Origin of the sequence: Salibaculum sp. (genome assembly GCF_035270045.1) — a bacterium.
GTDB lineage: Bacteria > Pseudomonadota > Alphaproteobacteria > Rhodobacterales > Rhodobacteraceae > Salibaculum.
The window spans coordinates 1-22673 of record NZ_DATFIP010000062.1 but is presented as its reverse complement, the minus strand read 5'-3'; the positions used below and the strand labels follow the sequence as shown (position 1 = coordinate 22673).

Sequence of the window (22673 nt, the reverse complement as noted above, 5' to 3'; positions counted from 1 at the left end):
AATCGGTCAAATTATGTAAGGTTGTCAAGCCTAGGAAACGCCAGTGCGGAGGCAAGCCATCATGAAGATCACGGTCAATGGAACCGAACACGATGTGGCGGCGGAGTCCGATACCCCGCTGTTGTGGGTGCTGCGTGACGAACTGGGCATGATGGGGACCAAGTATGGCTGCGGCATCGCCCAATGCGGCGCCTGCACCGTTCACCTCGACGGGGTCGCGGCCCGCGCCTGCCAGCACCCCATCGGCAGCCTCGAAGGCGCCGATGTCGTCACCATAGAAGGTCTGGCCGGCGACACCGACGCGCTGCACCCCGTTCAGGAAGCCTGGGTCGAAACCCAGGTCGCCCAGTGCGGTTATTGCCAAGCCGGGCAGATCATGCAGGCGGCCTCGTTGCTGGCGGGCGATCCCGACCCCTCGGACGAGACCATAGATGCCACGATGTCCGGCAATCTTTGCCGCTGTGGCACAAATCTGCGCATCCGCCAGGCGATCCGTCTCGCCGCCGTCAAGATGGGAGCCTGATTCATGTCCCGCCTGAAAACCCTGTCCCGCCGCGGTTTCCTGATCGGCACGACCGTCGTGGGCGGCGCCGTCGTCTTCGGCTCTTACCTGGTGGCGCGCCCGCACGAAAACCCGCTGGCCGATGATGTCACCGCACAACAGGCCACCTTCAACCCCTGGATCAAGATCGGCCCGAAGGGGATCACGCTGATCACCCCCCACGCCGACCTTGGCCAGGGCACCACCCACATGCAGGCGATCCTTCTGGCCGAGGAGTTGGACCTCGAACTTGACCAGTTCACGACCGAATTCGGCGAGCCAGCCGCCGCCTACTACAATCGTGGCTTTGCCGCCGAGGGGGCGGATGTGGTGGCCGCCCTCACGCCCCTGGCAGCCGAGACCGTGCGCGGCCCCATGGGCGCGGCGCTCAAGATCGCGGGGATTCAGGGCACCGGCGGGTCGACCGCCGCCGCCGACAGTTTCGACAAGCTGCGCCAGGCCGGGGCCTCGGCGCGCGAAACACTCAAATTGGCGGCAAGCCAGCGCTCGAACCTGCCTGTCGAGCAGTTGACGACCGAGCGCGGCGCCGTGGTCCTGCCCGATGGCACGCGGCTGGCCTATACCGACTTGGCGACCGAGGCCGGCGCGCTGGACCCGGTACAGGAGGTCGCCCTGCGCCCGGCCTCGGACTGGCGCCTTGTCGGCCAGCCGACGGAGCGTCTGGACATCCTCGACAAGTCCACGGGGCGCACCGTCTATGGCATCGATCTTGAGGCCGAGGGCATGGTCCATGCCACTGTCGTGACCAACCCGCGCCGCGGCGAAATGCTTGGCTATGATGCCGGCACGGCACTGGAAATGCCCGGCGTGCAGGGCGTGGTCGAAGTGACCGGGGGGCTGGCCGTTCTGGCCGACAGCACCTGGCGCGCCTTCAAGGCCGCCCGCGCGATCAACTTCGACTGGGGTCCGGCGCCCTATCATGCCGAGCAAGCCGACCACTGGGCCGAGGTCTCGGCCTCCTTCACCGACGCGCGGCTCAACGCAACGTGGCGCGACGACGGGGACGCCGGGGCGGCCAGCGGGGACCAGGTCATCGAGGCCGAGTATCGCGCGCCCTATGTCGCCCATCAGCCGCTGGAGCCCCTCAACGCCCTCGTCACGGTGACCGAGGACGGCGTCGACATCGCCACCGGCCACCAGTTGCCGCGCTTCGTGCAGACCGTCGCCGCAGGGATCACCGGCCACGACGCCGATCAGGTGCGTTTCGTCAACCAGTACGCGGGAGGCTCCTTCGGGCACCGGCTGGAGTTCGAGCACATCAAGCGGGCCTGCGAGATCGCCAACCAGCGGCGCGGCACGCCGATCAAGCTGACCTATACCCGCGAGGAGGACTTCGCCCAGGATTTCCCGCGCCATATCGCCATGGCGCGCGGGCGCGGCGCGGTGGCGAATGGCCGGGTCCGCGCCCTGGACCTGCAGATCGCGGGCGCACCGGTCTTCGCCTCACAGGGCGGCCGGATGGGCGCGGCCATGAGCGGCCCCGACAACCAGCTGGGCGCCGGGGCCTATTCGGCACCCTATGCCCTTCCCGATTTCCGGGTGCGCGGCTATGCCGTGCCGGACCTCGCGCCGGTGTCCTCCTGGCGGTCTGTCGGGGCCTCCTTCGGAGGGTTCTTCCTGGAAACCTTCCTTGACGAGCTGATCCATGCCGCGGGCGCCGACCCGGTCGCGGAACGCCTGCGCCTGATCACAGACCCGGTGGCCCGCGACGTTTTGTCGGCGGCCGCCGAGATGGCCGGCTGGGGCCGCGACCCCGGCCCGAACCGCGGGCTCGGCGTGGCGCTTGTGCGCAGCTTCGGGGTGGACGTGGCCGAGATCGCCGAGGTCGAACAGACCGAGGACGGCTTGCGCATCCGCAAGGTCTGGGCCGTGGCCGATCCGGGCCCTGTGATCGACCCGGTCAACATCGAGAACCACATCCAGGGCGGGGTGATCTGGGGCATGGGCCATGCCATGAACTGCGAGGTCACATATGCCGACGGCATGGCGCAACAGTCCAACTTTCACCAGCACGCGGGGATGCGGCTCTGGCAGACGCCCGAGATCGAGGTCCGCGTGTTGCAGAACCGGGCCAGTATTGCCGGGATCGGCGAACCGCCCGTGCCCCCGGCCCCGCCCGCGCTGGCCAACGCGATTTTCGCGGCCACCGGCACGCGCCTGCGCGGGATGCCCTTCAACAAGACCGTCACCTTTGCCTGAGAGTCCCATGCGCTTGACCGCCCTTCTCGCCGCCAGCCTTTTCGCCGCCCCGGCCTTGGCCGAAACGCCGGGCGACATCCCGCTGGAGCCGCCCGGGGCCGCCACCCGCGCCGAAGGGCTGGCTGCATGGGACCGCATCCACGAGGTCGTCAGCCACCCGCGCTGCGCCAACTGCCATGTCGGCGCGGCGGGGATTCCGATGTGGTCGGGGCCGTCTTTCGAGGACGGCCCGAAACCCCACGGCATGAACGTGCAGGCCGGGGCCAGCCGCATGGGCATCGAGACCATGGTCTGTTCCACCTGCCACGCCCGATCCGACCAGCCCAACACGCGTGCCCATGCCGCCCCCCAGGTGGGCTTGCCCTGGCGACTGCCACCGGCCGAGTTCGCCTGGTTCGGCCAAAGTTCCGCCGAGATATGCGCCCAGATGTCGGACCCCGAACGCACCGGCGGGCGCGACTGGATGGGTCTGGCCGAGCACCTGGTCACCGACGCGGGCCATCAGGGTTTCGTCCTGTGGGGCTGGCAGCCAGGCGGCACCCGCGAACCGGCGCCCTATTCGCTCAGGACCCATGTCACCGATGTGCTGACCTGGGGCGTCGCCGGAACCCCCTGTCCCGAGGAGGAGTGACATGATGCGCACCGCCGGTGTTTTCCTGCTGATCAGTGCCGCCCTGCATGTCGCGGGCGCGATCCTGTCGGGCTTCGCGCCGATCGGGCAGTTCCTACTGTTCCCGGCCGTGCTTTACCTGGCGCTCTATGCCGGGCTGGCACGGGGCAAGCTCTGGGTCGCCTGGCTGGCTTTCATCTGCATGCTGGGCGGCATGGCCGGAACCATCCTGGAACTGTCCGGCCCCGGCCCGGTGCCGGGATGGGTGCTCTGGGCCATCCTCGGCACGGATTTTGCGGCGGCCATCACACTGTTCGCCGCGATCTGGGCGGGGCCGCGCGCCGAAAAGGCGTGACGCGGCCCTGCATCGCTCAGGTCACGTAGCGGTTGACCAGGTTTTCCAGCCGTTCCTGCCGGCCCGAGCAGGGCCGAGGCTCGATGCCCTGGTCCTCGACCCGCCGGGCCAGACCTTCGAGATCCTGCTCCAGCACGTCCGATCCGTCCCAGCCCGCGTAGCGGTCGCGGCGGGCGGCCTCCAGGGTGTCGTCCTCCAGCATCCGCGCGGCCGCCTTGAGGCCCGCGGCGCAGGTGTCCATGCCCCCCACGTGGGCCAGCACAAGGTCGGCGGGGTCGATCGACTGGCGCCGCAGCTTGGCGTCGAAATTGGTGCCGCCCCGGCCCAGGCCGCCGGCGCGCAGGATCTCGTAGTAGGCCAGCGCCACCTCGGGCACGTTGTTGGGAAACTGGTCGGTGTCCCAGCCCGACTGGTAGTCGTTGCGGTTCATGTCGATGGACCCCAGGATGCCCAATGCCCCGGCCAGGGCCAGTTCATGCTCGAAGCTGTGCCCCGCCAGCACCGCGTGGCCGCATTCGATGTTGACCCGGACCTCGTCTTCCAGGCCGAAGTCCTTGAGGAAGCCGTAAACAGTGGCAACGTCGTAATCATACTGGTGCTTTGTCGGCTCCTGCGGCTTGGGCTCGATCAGAAGCTGGCCCTTGAAACCGATCTTGCGCGCATAATCCACCACTTGGGCGAGGAAGCGCCCGGCCTGCTGGCGTTCGCGGGCCAGATCGGTATTCAGGAGGGTCTCGTAGCCCTCGCGGCCGCCCCACATCACGTAGTTCTGCCCGCCCAGTCTATGCGTGGCGTCGAGGCAGGATTTCACCGTGGCCGCGGCATAGGCATAGACCTCCGGGTCGGGATTGGTCGCCGCCCCGGACATGAAACGCCGGTGGGAAAACAGGTTCGCCGTCCCCCAGAGCAAGCCGGTGCCGGTCTGCTCCATTTTCTGGCCGAAGTAATCGGTGATCTCCTCCAGCCGGGCGCGGCTTTCGGCAAAACTGTCGCCCTCGGGGCGCACGTCGGCATCGTGAAAGCAGAAATAGGGAACGTCCAGGATCTCGAACAGATCGAAAGCGGCATCGGCCTTTAGCCGCGCGCGCTCCATGCTGTCCTGTGGCTGCCAGGGCCGGATCAGGGTCTGGCCACCGAAGGGATCGCCGCCCTCCCATGCGAAGGAATGCCAATAGGCCACGGCAAAGCGCAGGTGGTCCTTCATTGGCTTGCCCAGCACGACCTCTTCGGGATCGTAGTGGCGATAGGCGAACGCGTTGTCGCTTTGCGGGCCCTCGTAGCGGATCGGGTCGATCCCGTCGAAAAATCCGGTCATCTCCTAAAGGTCCTTCAGCCTGTGGTAAGCGGTGCGATAGCGGGCCTGCACCTCGGCCAGGGGGGCTGCCATCGCCGGGTCGGGCTCGTGGGTGCGGGCAATCGGCGGCGGCGTGGCGATCTCGGGGCCCGCGCCGGTGGCCGCCATGCGCCCCAACCGCGCCGCGCCCAGGGCCGCGCCGTAGTCCCCGGCCTCCGGCACGTCCAGCGGCACCCCCAGCGCCGAGGCGAGCAAGTCCAGCCAGTAGGCCGAACGCGACCCGCCGCCCAGCGCCAGCGCCCGCGATATTCGCGTGCCCGTGGCCGCCAGTGCATCACGGTTGTCGACAAAGGCGCAGGCGACCCCTTCCAGAACGGCCCGCGCGGCCTCGGTCGCGTCGGTGGCATGATCGAGGTGCAGGAACTGGCCGCGGATATGCGCGTCGTTGTGCGGCGTGCGTTCCCCGCCCAGGTAAGGCAGGAACAGCACCCGCCCCGGCGCACGCAGATCACCCAGCCCGGCGGTAAGGTCGGCGGCGCTGCGCCCGGTCAGCCGGGACAGCCATTCCAGAGCATCCGTCGCGGCCAGGATCACACCCATCTGGTGCCAGGTCTCGGGCAACGCGTGGCAGAACGCGTGGACGGCGCTGGCCGGGTCCGGACGATAGCCCGCGTTGGCCGCGAAAAGCACCCCCGAGGTGCCCAACGACAGGAAGGCCTGGCCGTCCTTCACGACACCCGCGCCGATGGCCGCGGCGGCGTTGTCCCCTGCCCCGCCTGCAACCGGCACCTGCGGCAGACCCCAGCGCCGCGCAAGATCGGCCCGCAGTCTGCCCGTCACATCGGAGCCTTCGGCCAGGGCCGGCATCTGTCCACGCGACAACCGGCAGGCGGACAGCAGATCGTCGGACCAGTCTCTTGCCCCGGTGTCCAGCCAGCTTGTCCCGGCGGCATCCGACATCTCGGACACGGCCTGACCTGTCAGCCAGAAGCGCAGGTAGTCCTTGGGCAACAGGACCTTGTCGATCTGGTCGAAGACCCGCGGTTCGTTCTCGCGCACCCAGTCGACCTTGGGCGCGGTGAAGCCGGGAAAGACGATGTTGCCGGTCACCGCGCGAAAGCGCGGGTCAGCGTCCATGTGCGCGGCCTGAGCCTCGGCCCGGGTATCGTTCCACATCATGCAGGGGCGCAGCGGCGCCCCGTCCCGCCCAAGCAGCGTGGCGCCGTGCATGTGACCCGACAGGCCGATCCCGGCCAGGGTGCTGCAATCGGCCTGCGCGGCAACCGCCGCGATGGCCGCCTCGGCCGCGCCCTCCCAGGCGCGGGGGTCCTGCTCGGACCAGCCGTCATGCGGGCGCGACACGGTCAGCGGGACGCTGTGTTCGGCCAGCAGCGCATCGTGTTCATCGGTCAGGATCGCCTTGAGCGACGAGGTCCCGAGGTCCAGTCCAAGGAAGGTGGTCATGGGATCAGGCCGCCACGCCCTCGGGCGCCTTGCCCGCGATGATCATGCCCAACAGGTCGTCGGTGGTCACGTCGGCCACCTGGACCACGTCGCCGACCAGCTTGCCGTTCTTCATCACGGCTGCGCGGTCGCACAGTTCCTTGACCTGGTGGACGTCGTGGTCGATCAGAAAAATGCCCAGCCCCTGCGCCTTCAACTCGTGGATCAGGTCGGCGACCATGCGGGTCTCGGCCGGTCCGAGCGCGGCGGTGGGTTCATCCATGATCAGGATCCGCGCGTTGAAATAGACCGCGCGGGCGATGGCGACGGATTGTCTTTGCCCCCCCGAGAGGCCCGACACCGGCGTGCTGAAACGCTGGAAGTTCGGATTGAGCCGGCCCATGATCTTGCGCGTCTCGGATTCCATCGCGGCATCGTCAACAAGACCGGTCATGGTGGTCAGCTCGCGCCCCAGGAAAAGATTGGCCGAGGCATCCAGGTTGTCGGCCAGCGCCAGGGTCTGGTAGATCGTCTCGATGTTGTAGGCACGGGCATCGCGGGGGTTGTTGATGACCGCCGTCTCGCCGTTGATGCGGATATCACCGGCATCACGGGGCAAGGCCCCCGACAGCATCTTCATCAGCACCGACTTGCCCGCGCCGTTGTGGCCGAGCACGCCCACGACCTCGCCCGGGTAGAGGTCGATGCTGACATGGTCGACGGCCTTGATGCCGCCGAAGGCCTTTTGCATGTCCCGCAGTTCAACCAGCGGCGTTCCTGAACGGTCGACCATCACTTGGCTCCTGTCCGTTTGCGATAGAGGATGTCGATCAGCACAGCCAGGATCAGGACCGCCCCCACGACGATGTTCTGGAAGGGCGCATCGACGCCCACCATGGCCATGCCAGATTGCAGCGACTGCATGATCAGCGCGCCCAGGATGGCACCGTAGATGGTGCCGATCCCGCCGGACAGGGCTGTGCCGCCGATCACCGCGGCAGCGATCACACGCAGCTCGTCCAGGGTGCCAATGTCATTGGAATGGAATGACAGCCGCGCCGAGGCGACGACCGCCGAGAGGGCGCAAAGAAAGCCCATGATCGCGAAGATCTTGACCGTCAGAAGCCGCGTGTTGATGCCCGACAGCTCCGCCGCGTCGGGATTGCCGCCGGTGGCGAAGATATAGCGCCCCAGCCGCGTGCGCTGGGCGACGATGGTCATGACCAGCGCGACCAGGATGAGCAGCAGGACCGAGATCGGCAGGCCATAGGCCGCGGTATAACCCTCGGGCAGAACCTCGCCCCGGGCCTCGAAGTCGCGTTCCAGGACGCGGCGCGGCACCTCGTAGGAATTCAGCAACCAGATGAAACCCATGATGGCTGCCACCACCAGCGCACCGACTGCGCCCTCGGCCCAGAGCGGCTTGACCGGGAAGTCGTGGGTCAGCTTGGTGCGACGGGCCGACCAGAGGCCGTAAAGCGCCGCCCCGGAGGCGGCGATCGCGAAGACCCAGGACCAGGTGGTGCCCAGCGTGCCGGAAATGCCGCCGAACATCGTGAACGTCTCGTCCAGCGGGCCGATGGTCTGGCCGTTGGTCAGATACCAGCCCACGTTGCGCCAGATCAGCAGCCCGCCCAGCGTCACGATGAAGGCCGGGATCGCCAGGTAGCCGATCAGGTAACCGTTGAAGGCACCGATCAACGTACCCGCGATCAGCCCCCCAAGGATGGCCAGCCAGGCCAGCGCCGGATGCCCCAGCGAGAAACCGAAGATCTGCAACAACCATTCGGTCTGCAGCATGGCCATGACCGCCGAGGTCGTGGCCAGCAACGAACCGACCGACAGGTCAATGTGGCGGGTGACGATCACGAAGACCATGCCGGTCGCCATGATGGCCACGCTGACGGTCTGGATCGTCAGGTTGAACACGTTGCGCGGGGTCAGGAAGCGCCCCCCGGTCAGGATGTTGAACACCAGTGCGATGAGGATGAAGGCCCCGATCATGCCCAGCAGGCGCATGTCGAGTTCCAGGGAGGCCAGAAGGCCGCGTTTTCCCTTTTGGGGCAGGGCCTCGTCAGGGTCTTTGGATGCTGTGTCGCTCATGTCTGTCCTGTCGGCTCGACCGGCAGACCCGCCGCCGCGCGAAGGGGCTGGCCGGGCCGGGATGGATCACCTGTCTGGAAGGCGGGGCGGGTCACCCGGACCCGCCCCGCCGGAATCGCGGCTCGGTCCAGCGCTCAGTCGCAGGGGGCCGGGCCAGCCTCGACGCCCTGGCAGAGCGACTCCTGGCTGATCCAACCCGCGTCGACCACGACCTCGAGGTTGTCGGCGGTCACCGGTACCGGCTCCAGGAACTTCGCGACCAGTTCGGTCCCCGACGGCGAAGTCCAGGAGACAGCGCCCTCGATCTCGGACATCTCGGCGCCCTCGGCCATGGCCACGGCGATCTCGCCGGCCTCCCGGCCCAGGTCGCGCGCATCCTTCCAGACCGAGACGGTCTGAGTGCCCTGGGCGATGCGGTTCAGCGCGGCGTGGTCGCCGTCCTGCCCCGACACCGGGATGCCTTCCATGCCCTGCGCGGTCAGCGCGGCCACGGCCCCGCCGGCGGTGCCGTCGTTGCTGGCCACGACCGCATCGACATCGTTGTCGTTGGCGGTCAGGATCTGTTCCATGTTGCGCTGGGCGTTGGCGGGCAGCCAGCCGTCGGTGTAGGCCTCGCCCACGATAGTGATGTCGCCCGAATCCAGCGCGTCCTGCAGGACCTCTTGCTGGCCGCCGCGCAGGAAGTCGGCGTTGGGATCCTGGGCCGAACCCTTGATCATGACGTAGTTTCCGGTCGGCTGCGCCTCGAACACCGCACGGGCCTGCATCCGGCCGACTTCGATGTTGTCGAAGGTCAGGTAGAAGGCGCGCGGGTCGTCGATCAGGCGGTCATAGCCCACGACCGGGATGCCCTCGTTGGCGGCGGCGGTCACCGCGGGGGTGATGGCCTGGGCATCCTGTGCCAGGATGATCAGCGCATCGGCGCCCTGGGCAATCAGGCTTTCTACGTCGGACAGCTGCTTGGACGACGAGGACTGCGCATCGGTCGAGATGTAGTCGGCGCCGGCCTCTTCGAGGGCAGCGACGATGGCCGCCTCGTCTGTCTTCCAGCGCTCTTCCTGGAAATTGGACCAGCTGACGCCGACGGTCAGGTCCTGCGCCAGGGCGGCCGAACTGAAGCCGACGACCGCGGCGGTGGCGGCGATGATGGACTTGTGCATTTGGTATCTCCTCCCAGTCTGTGACCCGACGCCTCCGGGGCGCGGGCCGCGAGTCGTTTGACCCTGCCCCAACAACTTGCCTGATTAATTTCACGTGTCAAAATAAAATTGACAAGCGGTCCGGAAATGTGGCCGAATTCTTTTTCGAGCCGGATCGTTTCTTGCGGTATGCTGCATTTCTGTGCTGCTTTTCGCATGCGGTGCCGGAATTGCACACGAAGTCGGGAAGGCACCGCCCCGGAATAATTTTGGTGAGTGAATGAATGACGCCATCTTTCCCGCCGGTCCGCCCCTCGCCGGGCACCGCCCGGGCCCTGACAACGCGGCGGTCGGCAAGGGATGCGGGCCAAGGCTGCGCGACGGCGGCCAGAGCGCGCCGCCCCTGCGCCAGCAGGTCTTCGAGCATGTCCGGGCCGAGGGGATTGCGACGCGCTCGGGGATCACCCGCGCCCTGGGCATCTCGGGTGGGATGGTCACCCAACTGACCGCCGACCTGATCCAGCGCGGCCTGCTGGAAGAAGTCGCGGACCCGCCCCGCGAGACCGGGCGCGAGGGCGCCCGGGGCCGCCCGCCGACCGCTCTGCGGGTGGTTCGTGACAGCGGCCGGGTTCTGGGCATCAAGTTGTCCGAGGATGTCCACACGGCCGTCATCACCGATTTTGCCGGGATCGAGCGCGGCGCGGCCACCCGCCCCAGCGATCACCGACCGCGCGATCTTTACGAGCTGACCGAGGAGGTCGCCGCGCTGGTCGAGGCAGCGCTGGAGGATGCCGGCCCCGCCGCCGCGCCGCTCGCCGCCGTCGGGGTCGGCCTGGCCGGGCTGATCCAGCACGACACCGGGACGGTGGCCTGGTCGCCGTTCCTTGCCCGGCGCGGCGCGCCCCTGAAAGCGGCACTGCAAGAGCGGCTCGGCCTGCCGGTGCACCTGGACAACGACGTCAACATGCTGACCCTGGCCGAACTCTGGTTCGGGGCGGGGCGACGCAAGACGGATTTCGCCGTGGTCACCATCGAACAGGGTGTCGGCATGGGATTGGTGCTGGGCAACCGGCTCTATCGCGGGGCGGGCGGCATGGGGCTGGAACTGGGCCACACCAAGGTGCAGCTTGACGGCGCCCTGTGCCGCTGCGGGCGGCGCGGCTGCCTGGAGGCCTATGTTGCCGACTATGCCCTGCTGCGCGAGGCAGCGACCGCGCTGGCCCCCGGCAGCGTGGCACAGGTGGCCCCCGAGGACATGCTCGACCGGCTCTTCGACGAGGCCAAGGCGGGCAACCGTGCCGCCGCGACGATCTTCCGCCGGGCGGGGCGCTACCTGTCGCTGGGGCTGTCCAATGTCGTGCAGCTTTTCGATCCCGAGCTGATCATCCTGTCGGGCGCGCGCATGCGGTATGACTACCTCTATGCCGAGGAGGTCCTGGCCGAGATGTCGGCCCAGGCGCTGGACGATCAGCGCCCGGCGGCCCGGGTCGAGATCCACGCCTGGGGCGATCTGGTCTGGGCGCGCGGCGCGACCGCGCTGGCGCTTTCGGTCGAAACCGACCGCCTGCTGGGCGAAGCCGCGTCGTGAGGCCTGCGCTGGCACTGCTCGCGCTGGTCGCGGCGGCGCCCCTGGGGGCCGAGCCGCGCTTTGCGCCCGTCCCCGGGCCGGTGGCGGATCATGTCTACGCGGGCGGTTGGGAACATTTCGTGGGCGGCGGGGTCTCGGTGCTCGATTGCAACGGCGATATCCGACCTGATCTGGTTCTGGCCGGCGGGGAAAACCCGGCACGGCTGATGGTGAACCGGGGCGAGATGGCGTTCATGTCGCAGCCCCTGCCCGGCCCGGACGGGCCGCTGACCGGCGTGACCGGCACCTACCCGATCGACCTGGACGCGGACGGAACGCTTGACCTGTTCGTGATGCGCGCGGGACCGAACCGCGCCCTGCGCGGGCTGGGGGACTGCCGTTTCGAGCCGGCGACCACGGCCCTCGGCCTGCCCGATGGCGGCAAGGCCTGGACCACCGCCTTTTCCGCCTGGTGGGCACCGGATGCATCCCGCCCGACGCTCGCCGTGGGCAATTACGTGGACCGCGCGGATCCCGATGGCCCCTTCGGCGCGTGTGACGGCAACGAGATCCTGACGCCGGGGCCCGACGGCTGGCACGCGCGGCCGCTGACGCCGGGCTATTGCCCGCTGTCCATGCTGGCCGCCCATGACGCGCGCGGCCGCATGACGCTGCGCCTGTCCAACGACAGACACTACTACATCCGCGACGGGGCCGAACAGCTTTGGGATATTGCGACACAGCGGTTCCTGGGCCCGCAGGACGGCTATGACCCGCCCATGCTCTGGGGCATGGGGATCGCCGCGCGCGACCTGGACCGCGACGGCCGCGACGAGGTCATGCTGACCTCGATGGGCGACCAGAACCTGCGGCTTGCCCGGCAGGATGGCTACGTGACCGCGCCCTTCGCCATGGGCACCACGGCCCAGCGGCCGCATACGGGCGACGACGGCCGCCCCTCGACCGGATGGCACGCCCAGTTCGGCGACGTGAACAACGACGGGCGCGCAGACCTTTTCATTGCCAAGGGCAACGTGGACCAGATGCCCGGCATGGCCATGCAGGACCCCAATTCGCTGCTGATGCAGGAACCGGATGGCACCTTCGCCGAACGCTCCGTCCCGGCGGGGGTGGCCAGCCCTGCGCGCGGCCGCGGCGCGGCGCTGGCCGACCTCGACGGTGACGGACGGCTGGACCTGGTGGTGGTCAACCGCCGTGCAGGAGCCGAGATTTACCGCAACGTCACGCCAGGGGCCGGCAATTGGCTGGGCGTGACATTGCGCCAGCCCGGGGGCAATGCCCGCGCCGTGGGTGCGCGGGTTCGGGTTCGTGGCGAGGGTTGGTCCGAGGAACAGGAAATCAGCATCGGCGGCGGCCATGCCGGCGGCATCGCCGGGCCACTGCACTTCGGACTGGGCAAGGTGGCAGCGGTCGAGGTCACGGTGACCTGGCCCGACGGCATGGTAACACGTCATGCCCCCGAAGGCGTCAACCGGCAGGTGACACTGCGGCGATAGGGCCGCCACGACGCGCGGGCGGCCATCCCCCCTACTGCGCCACCTCCAGGCCGCTGGGCACCTTGTCGGGCACGCCCAGGCGACCGGACTGCGCCACCGGGTCGGTCAGGCTTTCGAGGAAGGCGACAAGTGCTGCGACCTCGGCCTCGGTCAGAGCCATCGGGGGCCGCGTGACAGCCCCGACGATGGCTGCGACCTCGGCCGGGTCGTCCATGATGCGCGTATCCGCGACGTCCAGGTCCGGCAGTACAGCCTGGCCGATGTCATAGTCGGCCAGCCCCGCGACCGGGTCGGCGTGGTGGCGCAGGTAGGCGGCCAGGTCGGCATGGCCGCCGGCATGGCCATAGGGCGCGGTGAGGACGACGTTGCGCAACGACGGTGTGCGGAAGGCGTAGGCGTCCGCCGGATCGCCCGTCACCCGCATCCGCCCGGTGTCGCGGGCGTGGCTCTCGAAGCGCGCCGCCTTGCCCGGCCCGATCTGCACATCGCCCATGGCATGGAAGCGCTGATCGGTCAGCAGCGGACCACTGTGGCAGTCGGCACATCCCTTGTCGCCGTAGAACAGCCGCAGGCCAGCCATGGCAGGCTCGTCCAGCCCCCGTTGCCCGCGCAGGTAGGCATCGAATGGCGCGCTGTCCGAGCGCCATTCATGCGCCATGAACACCGCGATGGCGTTGGATATATCGGTGAAATGGATCTGATCCGGGGCGAGGCCGTAAACGGAGTCGAAGCGCCGCTGGTAGTCGGGCAGCGCCGCAACACGCCGCGCCAGCAGGTCCCAGGTGCCGCCCGGCCCGGTGATGCGCCCGGTGCGCGTGGCCTTGGAAATGGCATTCTCGCCGTAGTGGCCCGCCATCTCGTCCGCCGAGAGCACCGGAAACATGGTCTGTGCCGACAGCAGCCCGTCGAAGCCCCGTTCCATCTCGGGACCCATTGGCGTGCGAAAGCCCGACGGACGGCTCGGATCCCGCTCGATCCGGCCGTCATGGAACAGTACCCGCACCTGCCGCGCCCCGAGGTTGAAAAGGCCCGGCGCGTTGCGTGGCACGCGCTGTTCGGGCAGGTTATCCGGGTCGGTCACCCGCTCGGGGCCAAGGCCCTGACCGCCATCCCCGATCCCCAGGCTGACCCCGTCCGAGGTGCCGAAGCGCGGGTGATGGCAGGTCGCGCAGGAGACCTCCTTGTTGCCCGAAAGGATGGGGTCGTAGAACAGCAACTGGCCCAGCCGGGCCTCCTCCATGTCCACGGGCGGGAAATCCGCAGCGGTCAGGGGATCGGGCAGATCCCCGGCCCCTGCCATCCCGGCCCAGAGCCCCAGCAGCATCGCGATCCGGCGCATTGGTTCTCCTCCTTGTGTGTCAGGATCACCGCTTGTCGCACCGCTTGCAAGGCCGCTGTCGCGCCGGGTGTCACGTCACCCGGCCGCGAGCCTGGTATCCGGGGTCCTGCCAGGCCCCGGTCTCCAGCACCTCCTGCAGGGTCGTCGCGGCGGCGATCACGTCGCCCTCGTCGAGGTAAAGCGGCGTGAAGCCGAACCGCATGATGTCCGGGGCACGGAAATCGCCGATCACGCCCCGGTCGATCAGCGCCTGCATGGCCGCGTACCCGTGTTCGAAGGCAAAGGACACCTGGCTGCCGCGCTGCTCCGCATCCCGCGGTGAGGCCAGCGTCAGCGCAGGGCAACGCGCCTCGACCTCCGATATGAACAGATCGCCCAACCGCTGCGAAGCGGCACGCAGGTCGGCCATGTCGACGCCCTCCCAGACGCGCAGTGCCTCTTGCAACACGGCCAGTTGCAGGACCGGCGGCGTGCCCACGCGCAGCCGCTCGGTACTCATCGCGGGGCGATACTCGGGTTCCATGGCGAAGGGGGCCTCGTGGCCCAACCAGCCAGCCAGCGCCGGGTCGATATCCGCCACGAGGTCGGGGCGGGCGTAGATGAAGGCGGGCGCGCCCGGGCCGCCGTTGAGGTACTTGTAGCTGCAGCCCACGGCGAATTCCGCGCCCGAACCGGCGATGTCCAGCGCCATGGCCCCGGCGCTGTGCGCAAGGTCCCATATCATCACCGCCCCTGCCTCGTAGGCGGCGCGCGTGATACGGTTCATGTCGTGCAGCCGCCCCGTGCGATAGTCCACCTGCGTCAGCAGGACGACAGCGACGTCGTCGGTGATTGCCGCCTCGACCGCCTCGGGTGCGGGGGTGCGCAATTCATGGCCCTTGCCGATGGTGCCGATCAGGCCCTGCGCCATGTAAAGGTCGGAGGGGAAGTTGCCGCTGTCGGACAGGATCACCCGACGGTCCGGCCGCATCTTGAGCGCCGCGTCCAGCGCTTGGTAGACCTTGATCGACAGCGTGTCCCCCGTGGCGACCGACCCCGCGGGCGCGCCAATCAGGTCTGCGATCTCGTCCCCCACCACACGGGGCAGGTCCATCCAGCCCGCGCTGTTCCAGGCGCGGATCAGCTCTTGCCCCCAGTCCTGTTCAATGACCCGGGCGGCACGGGTCGCGGCCCCCTTGGGCAGCACCCCCAGCGAGTTTCCGTCAAGGTAGATGATCCCCGGCGGGATCTCGAAAAGGTCTTTTCTCGGCAGGGGCACGCCCATATCGCTGTTCTCCAACTTCGTTCCCGATGTGCCTAGCAAGCCCTGCGCTCGATGGAAACACACGGGTTCTGGACAGGCGGCGCGCGGCGGCGCAGTCTCGGTCCCGTGCGGAAAGGGGCAAGGATGACAGACGACAGCGGGATCGACTGGGAAGACGCCTTTGCCAACGGGGCCCATATCGCCGGGGCCGCGGATTACCCGCCGCGCTGGCAGGCGGAGGCGGCTGCCTTCCGTGCCGCGGCCGAGGGCCGTTGCGACATTACCTACGGCGACGGGGCGCGCGCGCGGCTGGACCTGTTCATGCCCGATGGCCCGGCGCGCGGGCTGGTGGTCTTCTTTCACGGTGGCTACTGGCGCGCCTTCGACAAGTCCACCTGGTCGCACCTCGCCGCGGGGCCACTGGCGCTGGGCTGGGCCGTGGCCCTGCCGAGCTATCCGCTCGCCCCCGCGGCGCGGCTGGCAGAGATCACAGTGCAGGCGGGGCGTGCCGTCGCCCGGGCCGCCGGCCTGGTGGACGGTCCCATACGGCTGGCGGGCCATTCGGCCGGTGGACACCTGGCCGCGCGGCTGGCCTGCATCGACGCCCCCCTGCCCGGCGCGGTGGCCGCACGGGTCGCGCGCCTGGTCTCGATCAGCGGTCTGCACGACCTGCGGCCGCTTGCCTTGCATTCCATGAACGCCGACCTGTGTCTCGATACGGCCGAGGCCCGCGCCGAAAGCCCCGCGCTGCTGACCCCCCGCCCGGGCATCGCCACGACCGCCTGGGTCGGCGCGGGCGAGCGCCCCGAGTTCCTGCGCCAGGCCGCCCTGCTGGCCGAGGCCTGGGACGCGCCGCTGGTGGCCGAGCCGGGCCGGCACCATTTCGACGTGATCGACGGGCTGGCCCTCGCGGAACATCCCCTGACCCTGGCGCTGGCGGCGGACTGACGCACGATCTGGCGCTGTGTGACCCGGAAATGCCGCGCCGGGGCAACCGGCGTGCAGGGGGCCTGTTACCGTCATGCGCAAGAAAGCAGACAAGGAGAAACCGCATGGCCGACCTTGCCGCCTATTGGCACAATCACATCGACGGCGCCTGGGTCGACGGCGGCGCTGGCCGCATCGCGGTGACAGACCCGGCCACGGGCCAGACGCTGGCCGAACAGGCCCTTGCAGATGCCGCCGACGTGGACCGCGCCGTGCAAGCGGCGCGACGGGTGCACCTGTCGGGCGCCCTGCGCGACATGCGCCCGCTGGAGCGGGGCCGCATGGTGCAGGCAATGGGCCGCTACCTGCTGGACCATGTGGACAGGATCGCCGAGGCGCTGACCCTCGAACAGGGCAAGCCGCTGTGGGAATCGCGCATCGAGGTCGAGGGCGCCGCGCTCTACTTCGAATACTACGGCAACCAGGCCAGCACCCTTGAGGGGCGCTCGATCCCGCTCGGGGCGGGGTATTTCGACTGGACGGAGCTGGAACCGCTGGGCGTCTCTGCGCAGATCATCCCCTGGAACTTCCCGCTGGAGATGACCGCACGGTCGCTCGCCCCGGCGCTGGCCACGGGCAATGCCTGCGTGGTCAAGCCGCCAGAGATGACCCCGCTGACCAACGCCTGGTTCGCCCGTGCCGCGCAGGCGGCGGGGTTTCCCCCCGGCGCGGTCAACTTGGTTTGCGGACGCGGCGCCGAGGCGGGCGCGGCCCTGGCCGGGCACCCTCAGGTCAACCAGATCGTCTTCACCGGCTCGGTGCCGACCGGCGTTGCGATCGCGCAGGCGGCGGCGGGCAATGTCGTGCCCTGCGTGCTGGAACTGGGCGGCAAGTCAGCGGCCATCGTCCATGACGACGCCGATCTCGCCACCTTCGAGAACGATATCCGCTGGGGCATCTTCTTCAACGCGGGTCAGGTCTGTTCGGCCATGTCCCGCGTGATCGTGCACGAAAGCCGCGCGGCCGAAATGCTCGAGCGGGCCGAGGCGATCGCCAAGTCGCTCTCGGTGGGGCCGGGAATGGACCGCCCCGAGACGGGCGCCAACATGGGCGCCCTGGTCAACGACACCCAGCGAAACCGCGCCGCCGATATGGTGGCCCGGGCCGAGGCGCAGGGCGCGAAGGTCGTTACCGGGGGCCGCCCGCTCAACCGCCCCGGCGCCTTTCTCGAACCCACGGTCCTGTCAGGCGTGACACCCGATATGGACATCGCGCAGGACGAGGTCTTCGGCCCGGTGCTGTCGGTGATGTCCTTTCGCGACGAAGCAGAAGCGCTGGAGATCGCGAACGGCACCGACTACGGCCTGGTGGGCGGTGTCTTCACCGCCGACCTGGACCGCGCCACGCGGGCTGCGCGGGCGATGCGCGCGGGGCAAGTTTTCGTCAACGAATGGTACGCCGGCGGGGTCGAAACGCCCTTCGGCGGCTACGGCAAATCCGGCTATGGCCGCGAAAAGGGGCGCGAGGCGCTGTGGAACTACGTGCAGACCAAGAACGTGGCGGTGCGACTGACGCGGTGACGGGCGATCGGGTCGGGTCAGCGCGGCGTCCTTGACATCACCTGAGCAATTCAAGCCGCCGCGCCCGACCCGCCCACGTCGCCCGGCGCGACCGAAACTGTCTTGACGATGGCGTGCAGCGCAGCCCCCTCGGCCAGGTCGAGCGCCCGTGCCGAGCGTTCGGTAATCCGCGCCAGAACCCGTCCGGCGGGCGTATCGACCGCCACCATGACCCCAGGCCCGGCACCGGGGCGCAGCGCGGCCACCGTGCCCGGCAGGATATTGAGCGCCGACAGCCCCCGCGGCAGGTCACGTGACAGGATCACGTCATGGGCGGCGATGCGCAGCCGCACCGGCGCGCCCGACGCCCGGCCGATGCGTGGCAGAAACAGCGGCACACCGCCGGCCTCCAGCTCGGTCAGGCCGTCGGCGTGATGGCGCACGACCCGGGCGGCCAGGATCGCCCCGGCCTCGCGCGCGCCGGCGGGCAGGACCGCCGGATCGCCCAGAACCTCGGCTGCCGACCCCTGGCGCAGCACCTTTCCATCCGCCAGCGCCACCACGCTGGTGGCGAGCCGCCCGACCTCGGAGGCGGCATGGCTGACGTAAAGGATCGGCACTTGAACCTCGTCGCGCAACCGCTCGAAATAGGGGAGGATTTCCCCTTTCCGCTCTTCGTCAAGCGCGGCCAGAGGTTCATCGGCCAGGATCAGTCGCGGTGCGGCCAGCAGGGCGCGGCCGATTGCCACCCGCTGCTTTTCGCCGCCCGACAGGGCACCGGGGCGACGGTCCAGCAGGTCGCCGATCGCCAGCATCTCGACCACCCTGCCCATGTCCTCACGCGGGGCGTCTCGGGGGGCAAAGCGCGCGCCATAGGCCAGGTTGCGCCGGACCGTCATGTGCGGAAACAGCCGCCCCTCCTGGAAGATGTAGCCGATGCGGCGGCGATGCGGCGGCAGGCAGGTTCCGGCATCGGTGTCCAGCAGCACCCGGCCATCCGCCACGATCCGCCCCGCCTGCGGGCGCGACAGGCCGGCGACGGCATTGACGATGCTGGTCTTGCCCGCGCCCGACCGCCCGAACAGCACGGTCAACCCAGTGGGCACCTCGAAGCTCACGTCAAGCGTGAAGCCCGGCAGCTCCTGTTTCAGCGTCACCTCAAGCATCGCGTCCCCCGACACGCGCCGCGACCCGGCGCGACACCCACTCCGACAGCGCCAGTGCCAGCGCGGCCAGAATGATGGAAAACACCGCCAGTCGCGCGGCGCGCGCCGCGCCGCCCGGTGTTTCCAGCGCCAGGTCGATCGCCAGCGGGATGGTCTGGGTCTGGCCGGGGATGTTGGACACGAAGGTGATCGTCGCCCCGAATTCACCCATGCCCTTGGCAAAGGCCAGGACGGTGCCCGCGATCACGCCCGGCACGATCAGTGGAAGCGTCACTGTCAGGAACACCCAGGGCCGCGCCGCCCCCAACGTCGCCGCCGCCTGTTCCAGCTTGGGATCCACCGCCTCGATCGACAGGCGCACCGCGCGCACCAGGAAAGGAAAGGCCATGACCCCCGAGGCCAGAGCCGCCCCGGTCCAGCGAAAGGCGAAGGTCACGCCGAAGGCCCGGTCCAGCAGCCCGCCGATCGGCCCCTGCGTGCCGAAGGCCAGCAGCAGCAGGTAGCCGGTGACAACCGGCGGCATGATCAGCGGCAGATGCACCGCGATATTGAGCAATTCGCGCCCCGGAAAGCGCCAGCGGGCCAGGGCATAGGCCACGACGACGCCAAGGGGCAGGCTGACAAGGGTGGCGGTGGTCGCCACCCGCAGCGACAGGCGCACCGCCTCCCATTCCGCCGGGGTCACTCCATCAATCATCCGCCGAGGCCAGCGCAGTGAAGCCCTCGGCCTCGAAAAGCGCCCTGGCCGCCGGGCCGCGCAGATAGGCCAGGAAGTCGCCCGTCAATGAGCTTTCGCTGCGCGCAAGGGCCGCGGCGGGATAGGTGATCGGCGGGTGGCTGTCCGCCGGAAAGTGGCCGACGACCGAAACCGCCCCCTCGGCGCGCGCATCCGTGGCATAGACGATGCCGTAGGGCGCTTCGCCCAGCGCAACCAGCGCCAACGCGGCGCGCACATTCTTGGCCTGCGCCACCTTCGGCGCCACCGCCTCCCATTGGTCCAGCGAGGTCAGCGCCGCCTTGCCGTAGGTGCCCGCCGGCACCGCCTCGACGAGGGCCATGGCCAGTCGGCCGTTGCCCAGCAGGGCGGACAGGTCCATGTCGGGACCGAACTCGACCGGGGCGGCGTCCGCCTTGGCAGCGATCAGGACAAGGGCATTGGACAGAAGATCGACCCGCGTGCCCGGCGCCAGCAACCCGTCCGCCGCCACGGCGTCCATCCAGTCGGGATTGGCCGAAATGAAGACATCCGCCGGCGCGCCCTGCCGGATCTGCCGGGCCAGGGCGGAGGATCCGGCAAAGGCGACGGTGACCGCGTGCCCGGTGGCGGCCTCGAACCCCGCCTCGATCTCGGTCATCGCGTTGGTCAGGCTTGATGCCGCGAACACGGTGATCTCTTCCGCCGCGGCCGGGGCGGCAAGCGAAAGGGCGATCGCGGCAGCCCCGGAAAGCGCGGCAGGGGTCATGAAAGGGTCGCTCCAAGGTGACATATCTGGCCAAAGATGTCGCAAGCCCCTACACCGAAGGTCAAGCGTTATTTTTCTTCGGGAATATCGCGGGTCAGCGCGTGAAGCGCCCGCAACTCTTCGGCGCCACCCTGCGCGGCGGCCTCTTCGAAGGCGCGGTAGAGCGACAGCACCTCGAGGCCCAGGTCGGTCAGCACCGCGCCGCCACCGCCAGAGCCGCCCCGGGTGCTTTCGACAAGCGGCCCCCGGAACATCGCGTTGAGCGTGCCGATCAATTCCCACGCCCGCTTGTAGGACATGCCCATCTCGCGCCCCGCCCCGGCGATCGAGCCGATGCGCGCGATCCCGTCGAGCAGATCGGCCTTGCCGGGACCGATCATATCGTCACCGTCGAAAACGATGCGGATGCGCAGGCGGCCGGCGGAGTCCGTGGGCATGTTCCGCGCCCTTTCAAGTTGGATTGCCTGCCCCGTATCGCAAGCGCGCCGGTCCGGGGCAAGGCCGCGCCACTGGACACGCCCGCTGCCGCCCCCGATACCGGGGATCATGCACGAGGACGACACGATGATCCGACCCGACGATCCCGACCACCGTGCCTGGGCGCTGCGGGATGCCGCACGACAACTGGACCTTTTCCGCGCCAGCCTCGATCCGGCCGGGGGGTTCTTTCAGCTCGGCCGCGATGGCACGCCTGTGCCCGGCCGCCCGCGGGAACTGCACGCCACAGCGCGACTGGTGCATTCCTATGCCTTGGGAAAACTGGCGGGCTTCAAGGAGTGTGACACGATGATCGACGCCGGGATGCGCGACCTGTCGCGCAATCACCGCGACAGCATCCATGGCGGCTATCTGTGGTCGCTGGACGCCGACGGGGTCCGCGACGGGCGCAAGCTGGCCTATGGCCATGTCTTCGTGTTGCTGGCCGGGTCCAGCGCGCTGGCCGTGGGCCACCCCGACGCGCAGGCGCTGATCGACGATGTGACCGAGGTGCTGGACGCCCGTTTCTGGGAAGACGGTACAGGCCGCTTTTGCGACGAGTTCAACCGCGACTGGACGCCCTTTTCCGACTATCGCGGCATGAATGCCAACATGCACGGGATCGAGGCGCTGCTGGCCGCGCACGAGGCGACCGGGGCGGACGGCTACCTTGCAAAGGCGAGCCGGATCCTCGATTTCTTTCTCGGCCGGATCGCGCCGGCGCATGGCGACCGCCTGCCCGAACACTACCACGGCGACTGGTCGGTCGATCTCGACTACAGCGCGGACCCGATGTTCCGCCCGGCAGGCACCACGCCGGGTCATTCCTTCGAGATGGCGCGGCTGCTGCTGCAATACTGGGACATGAGCGGCCGGGCCGACGAAACCGCCCCGGCCCGCGCCCGCGCGCTGACCTGTCGCGCGCTGGCAGATGCCTGGGACCCGACCCGCGGCGGGCTGGTCTACACGCTGCACCGCGACGGCACGCCGGACATCAGCGACCGCTATTGGTGGCCCGTGACCGAGGCCATCGGCGCCCTGGCCGCGCTGATGAAGCTGGGCCCGACCGAGGACGACGCGCTGTGGTTCGATCGGCTCTGGCGCTTTGCCAAGGCGCATTTCGTGGACGCCGTGCGCGGCGGCTGGTTTCCCGAGATCGACGATGCGGGCCACCCGACCGAGCGGCAATTCATCGGCAAGCCCGACATCTACCACGCGCTGCAGGCGGACCTGTTTCCGCTGACCCCGGGCCTGTCAGGGTATTACACCGCTTTGAAAGAGCTTCGCGCCTAGGGAAGCCCCCGGGACGCAACCGTGCGGCACCCCGCAAAAGATGCCCATGTGAAATCAAGCGGGATGCCAGGACGCAAGCATCGCTCGCGGAAACCTCGGATGACCGCTGTCAGCCCGAAGCGGTCGTTTAAGGCGGGGGAATCCCATGCTCCGGGTTGTCGCTGATGCCAGAAATCCTTTAGTGCTTAGGCGGATACATGGATGCTGGCATTCGATCTAAGGTTGATTGCCGGGAAACCAGCATTGATTGGGCAGTGAATGAACTTCTGGCGCAAAGAATTTTCACAAAACGAACGCGACTTTATTCTTGAGAAGATTAAGGAAATTCGCGTCATTGGAGACGATGGGCGTATCAGCTTCAGGGGCGGTGACTACGAAAATTGGGTCGCCGTTTTGGTATCTGCCGTTGAATTAAAG

General features: G+C 68.8%; 19 protein-coding genes and 1 pseudogene. 8 read left to right on the top strand and 12 right to left on the bottom strand.

What is annotated here, in order from left to right:
* Window positions 1-61: 61 nt before the first annotated feature.
* Complete coding sequence (locus VJ897_RS11260) at window positions 62-523, top strand: (2Fe-2S)-binding protein (protein WP_324055762.1); 462 nt, start codon at window positions 62-64, stop codon at window positions 521-523.
* Window positions 524-526: 3 nt separating this feature from the next.
* The gene (locus tag VJ897_RS11255; RefSeq protein ID WP_324055761.1) at window positions 527-2761 is read left to right on the top strand and encodes a xanthine dehydrogenase family protein molybdopterin-binding subunit; all 2235 of its coding nucleotides are present in this window, start codon (window positions 527-529) and stop codon (window positions 2759-2761) included.
* A 555-nt stretch (window positions 2762-3316) separates the two neighbouring features.
* Here the strand turns inward: VJ897_RS11255 and VJ897_RS15275 are convergent.
* Window positions 3317-3373 (bottom strand): annotated as a pseudogene (locus VJ897_RS15275) (hypothetical protein); the annotation flags it as partial.
* 20 nt (window positions 3374-3393) lie between these two features.
* Between VJ897_RS15275 and VJ897_RS11245 the strand changes: the two are divergent.
* Window positions 3394-3726 carry a hypothetical protein gene (locus VJ897_RS11245; protein WP_324055759.1) on the top strand — a complete coding sequence of 111 codons (333 nt, stop codon included), beginning with the start codon at window positions 3394-3396 and terminating at the stop codon, window positions 3724-3726.
* Window positions 3727-3742: 16 nt separating this feature from the next.
* On the opposite strand, the gene xylA is transcribed toward VJ897_RS11245, so the two are convergent.
* From xylA to xylF, 5 genes are all read right to left on the bottom strand, one after another.
* Window positions 3743-5041 carry a xylose isomerase gene (gene xylA / locus VJ897_RS11240; RefSeq protein ID WP_324055758.1) on the bottom strand — a complete coding sequence of 433 codons (1299 nt, stop codon included), beginning with the start codon at window positions 5039-5041 and terminating at the stop codon, window positions 3743-3745.
* Window positions 5042-5044: 3 nt separating this feature from the next.
* Window positions 5045-6484, bottom strand: a complete 1440-nt coding sequence (gene xylB, locus VJ897_RS11235) for a xylulokinase (protein ID WP_324055757.1) — start codon at window positions 6482-6484, stop codon at window positions 5045-5047.
* Between the two features lie 4 nt (window positions 6485-6488).
* On the bottom strand, window positions 6489-7256 hold the full coding sequence (locus VJ897_RS11230; protein ID WP_324055756.1) for an ATP-binding cassette domain-containing protein: 768 nt from the start codon (window positions 7254-7256) through the stop codon (window positions 6489-6491).
* Window positions 7256-8566: a sugar ABC transporter permease gene (locus tag VJ897_RS11225; protein WP_324055755.1), complete on the bottom strand. Its 1311-nt coding sequence runs from the start codon at window positions 8564-8566 to the stop codon at window positions 7256-7258. The genes VJ897_RS11230 and VJ897_RS11225 overlap by 1 nt, the downstream gene beginning before the upstream one ends.
* 134 nt (window positions 8567-8700) lie before the next feature.
* The gene (gene xylF / locus VJ897_RS11220) at window positions 8701-9726 is read right to left on the bottom strand and encodes a D-xylose ABC transporter substrate-binding protein (RefSeq protein WP_324055754.1); all 1026 of its coding nucleotides are present in this window, start codon (window positions 9724-9726) and stop codon (window positions 8701-8703) included.
* A 259-nt stretch (window positions 9727-9985) separates the two neighbouring features.
* On the opposite strand from xylF, the gene VJ897_RS11215 reads away from it, so the two are divergent.
* Both VJ897_RS11215 and VJ897_RS11210 read left to right on the top strand, forming a co-directional pair.
* Window positions 9986-11293, top strand: a complete 1308-nt coding sequence (locus tag VJ897_RS11215; RefSeq protein WP_324055753.1) for an ROK family protein — start codon at window positions 9986-9988, stop codon at window positions 11291-11293.
* Entirely contained in the window at window positions 11290-12789 is a 1500-nt protein-coding gene (locus tag VJ897_RS11210; RefSeq protein ID WP_324055752.1) for a CRTAC1 family protein, read from the top strand. Before VJ897_RS11215 ends, VJ897_RS11210 begins: the two co-directional genes overlap by 4 nt.
* Window positions 12790-12820: 31 nt before the next feature.
* On the opposite strand, the gene VJ897_RS11205 is transcribed toward VJ897_RS11210, so the two are convergent.
* Window positions 12821-14128 (bottom strand): cytochrome-c peroxidase, encoded by a 1308-nt coding sequence (locus tag VJ897_RS11205; RefSeq protein ID WP_324055751.1) that lies wholly within the window; start codon window positions 14126-14128, stop codon window positions 12821-12823.
* Window positions 14129-14198: 70 nt separating this feature from the next.
* Window positions 14199-15392 carry a kynureninase gene (kynU, locus tag VJ897_RS11200; RefSeq protein WP_324055820.1) on the bottom strand — a complete coding sequence of 398 codons (1194 nt, stop codon included), beginning with the start codon at window positions 15390-15392 and terminating at the stop codon, window positions 14199-14201.
* A gap of 123 nt (window positions 15393-15515) precedes the next feature.
* Here kynU and VJ897_RS11195 point away from each other — a divergent pair, with 123 nt between their 5' ends.
* Together VJ897_RS11195 and VJ897_RS11190 are read left to right on the top strand one after the other, a co-directional pair.
* Window positions 15516-16319, top strand: coding sequence for a hormone-sensitive lipase (locus VJ897_RS11195; protein ID WP_324055750.1), 804 nt, complete (start codon window positions 15516-15518; stop codon window positions 16317-16319).
* A 104-nt stretch (window positions 16320-16423) separates the two neighbouring features.
* Window positions 16424-17878 carry an aldehyde dehydrogenase family protein gene (locus tag VJ897_RS11190; protein WP_324055749.1) on the top strand — a complete coding sequence of 485 codons (1455 nt, stop codon included), beginning with the start codon at window positions 16424-16426 and terminating at the stop codon, window positions 17876-17878.
* A gap of 50 nt (window positions 17879-17928) precedes the next feature.
* Here the strand turns inward: VJ897_RS11190 and modC are convergent, their stop codons facing one another.
* The 4 genes from modC to VJ897_RS11170 form a co-directional block, all read right to left on the bottom strand.
* Window positions 17929-19023 (bottom strand): molybdenum ABC transporter ATP-binding protein, encoded by a 1095-nt coding sequence (gene modC / locus VJ897_RS11185; RefSeq protein ID WP_324055748.1) that lies wholly within the window; start codon window positions 19021-19023, stop codon window positions 17929-17931.
* The gene (gene modB / locus VJ897_RS11180; protein WP_324055747.1) at window positions 19016-19720 is read right to left on the bottom strand and encodes a molybdate ABC transporter permease subunit; all 705 of its coding nucleotides are present in this window, start codon (window positions 19718-19720) and stop codon (window positions 19016-19018) included. Before modB ends, modC begins: the two co-directional genes overlap by 8 nt.
* Window positions 19713-20486: a molybdate ABC transporter substrate-binding protein gene (gene modA / locus VJ897_RS11175; RefSeq protein WP_324055746.1), complete on the bottom strand. Its 774-nt coding sequence runs from the start codon at window positions 20484-20486 to the stop codon at window positions 19713-19715. Before modA ends, modB begins: the two co-directional genes overlap by 8 nt.
* Window positions 20487-20554: 68 nt before the next feature.
* The gene (locus VJ897_RS11170) at window positions 20555-20923 is read right to left on the bottom strand and encodes a winged helix-turn-helix domain-containing protein (RefSeq protein WP_324055745.1); all 369 of its coding nucleotides are present in this window, start codon (window positions 20921-20923) and stop codon (window positions 20555-20557) included.
* Between the two features lie 109 nt (window positions 20924-21032).
* On the opposite strand from VJ897_RS11170, the gene VJ897_RS11165 reads away from it, so the two are divergent.
* Window positions 21033-22256: an AGE family epimerase/isomerase gene (locus tag VJ897_RS11165; RefSeq protein ID WP_324055744.1), complete on the top strand. Its 1224-nt coding sequence runs from the start codon at window positions 21033-21035 to the stop codon at window positions 22254-22256.
* The last annotated feature ends 417 nt before the right edge of the window (window positions 22257-22673 follow it).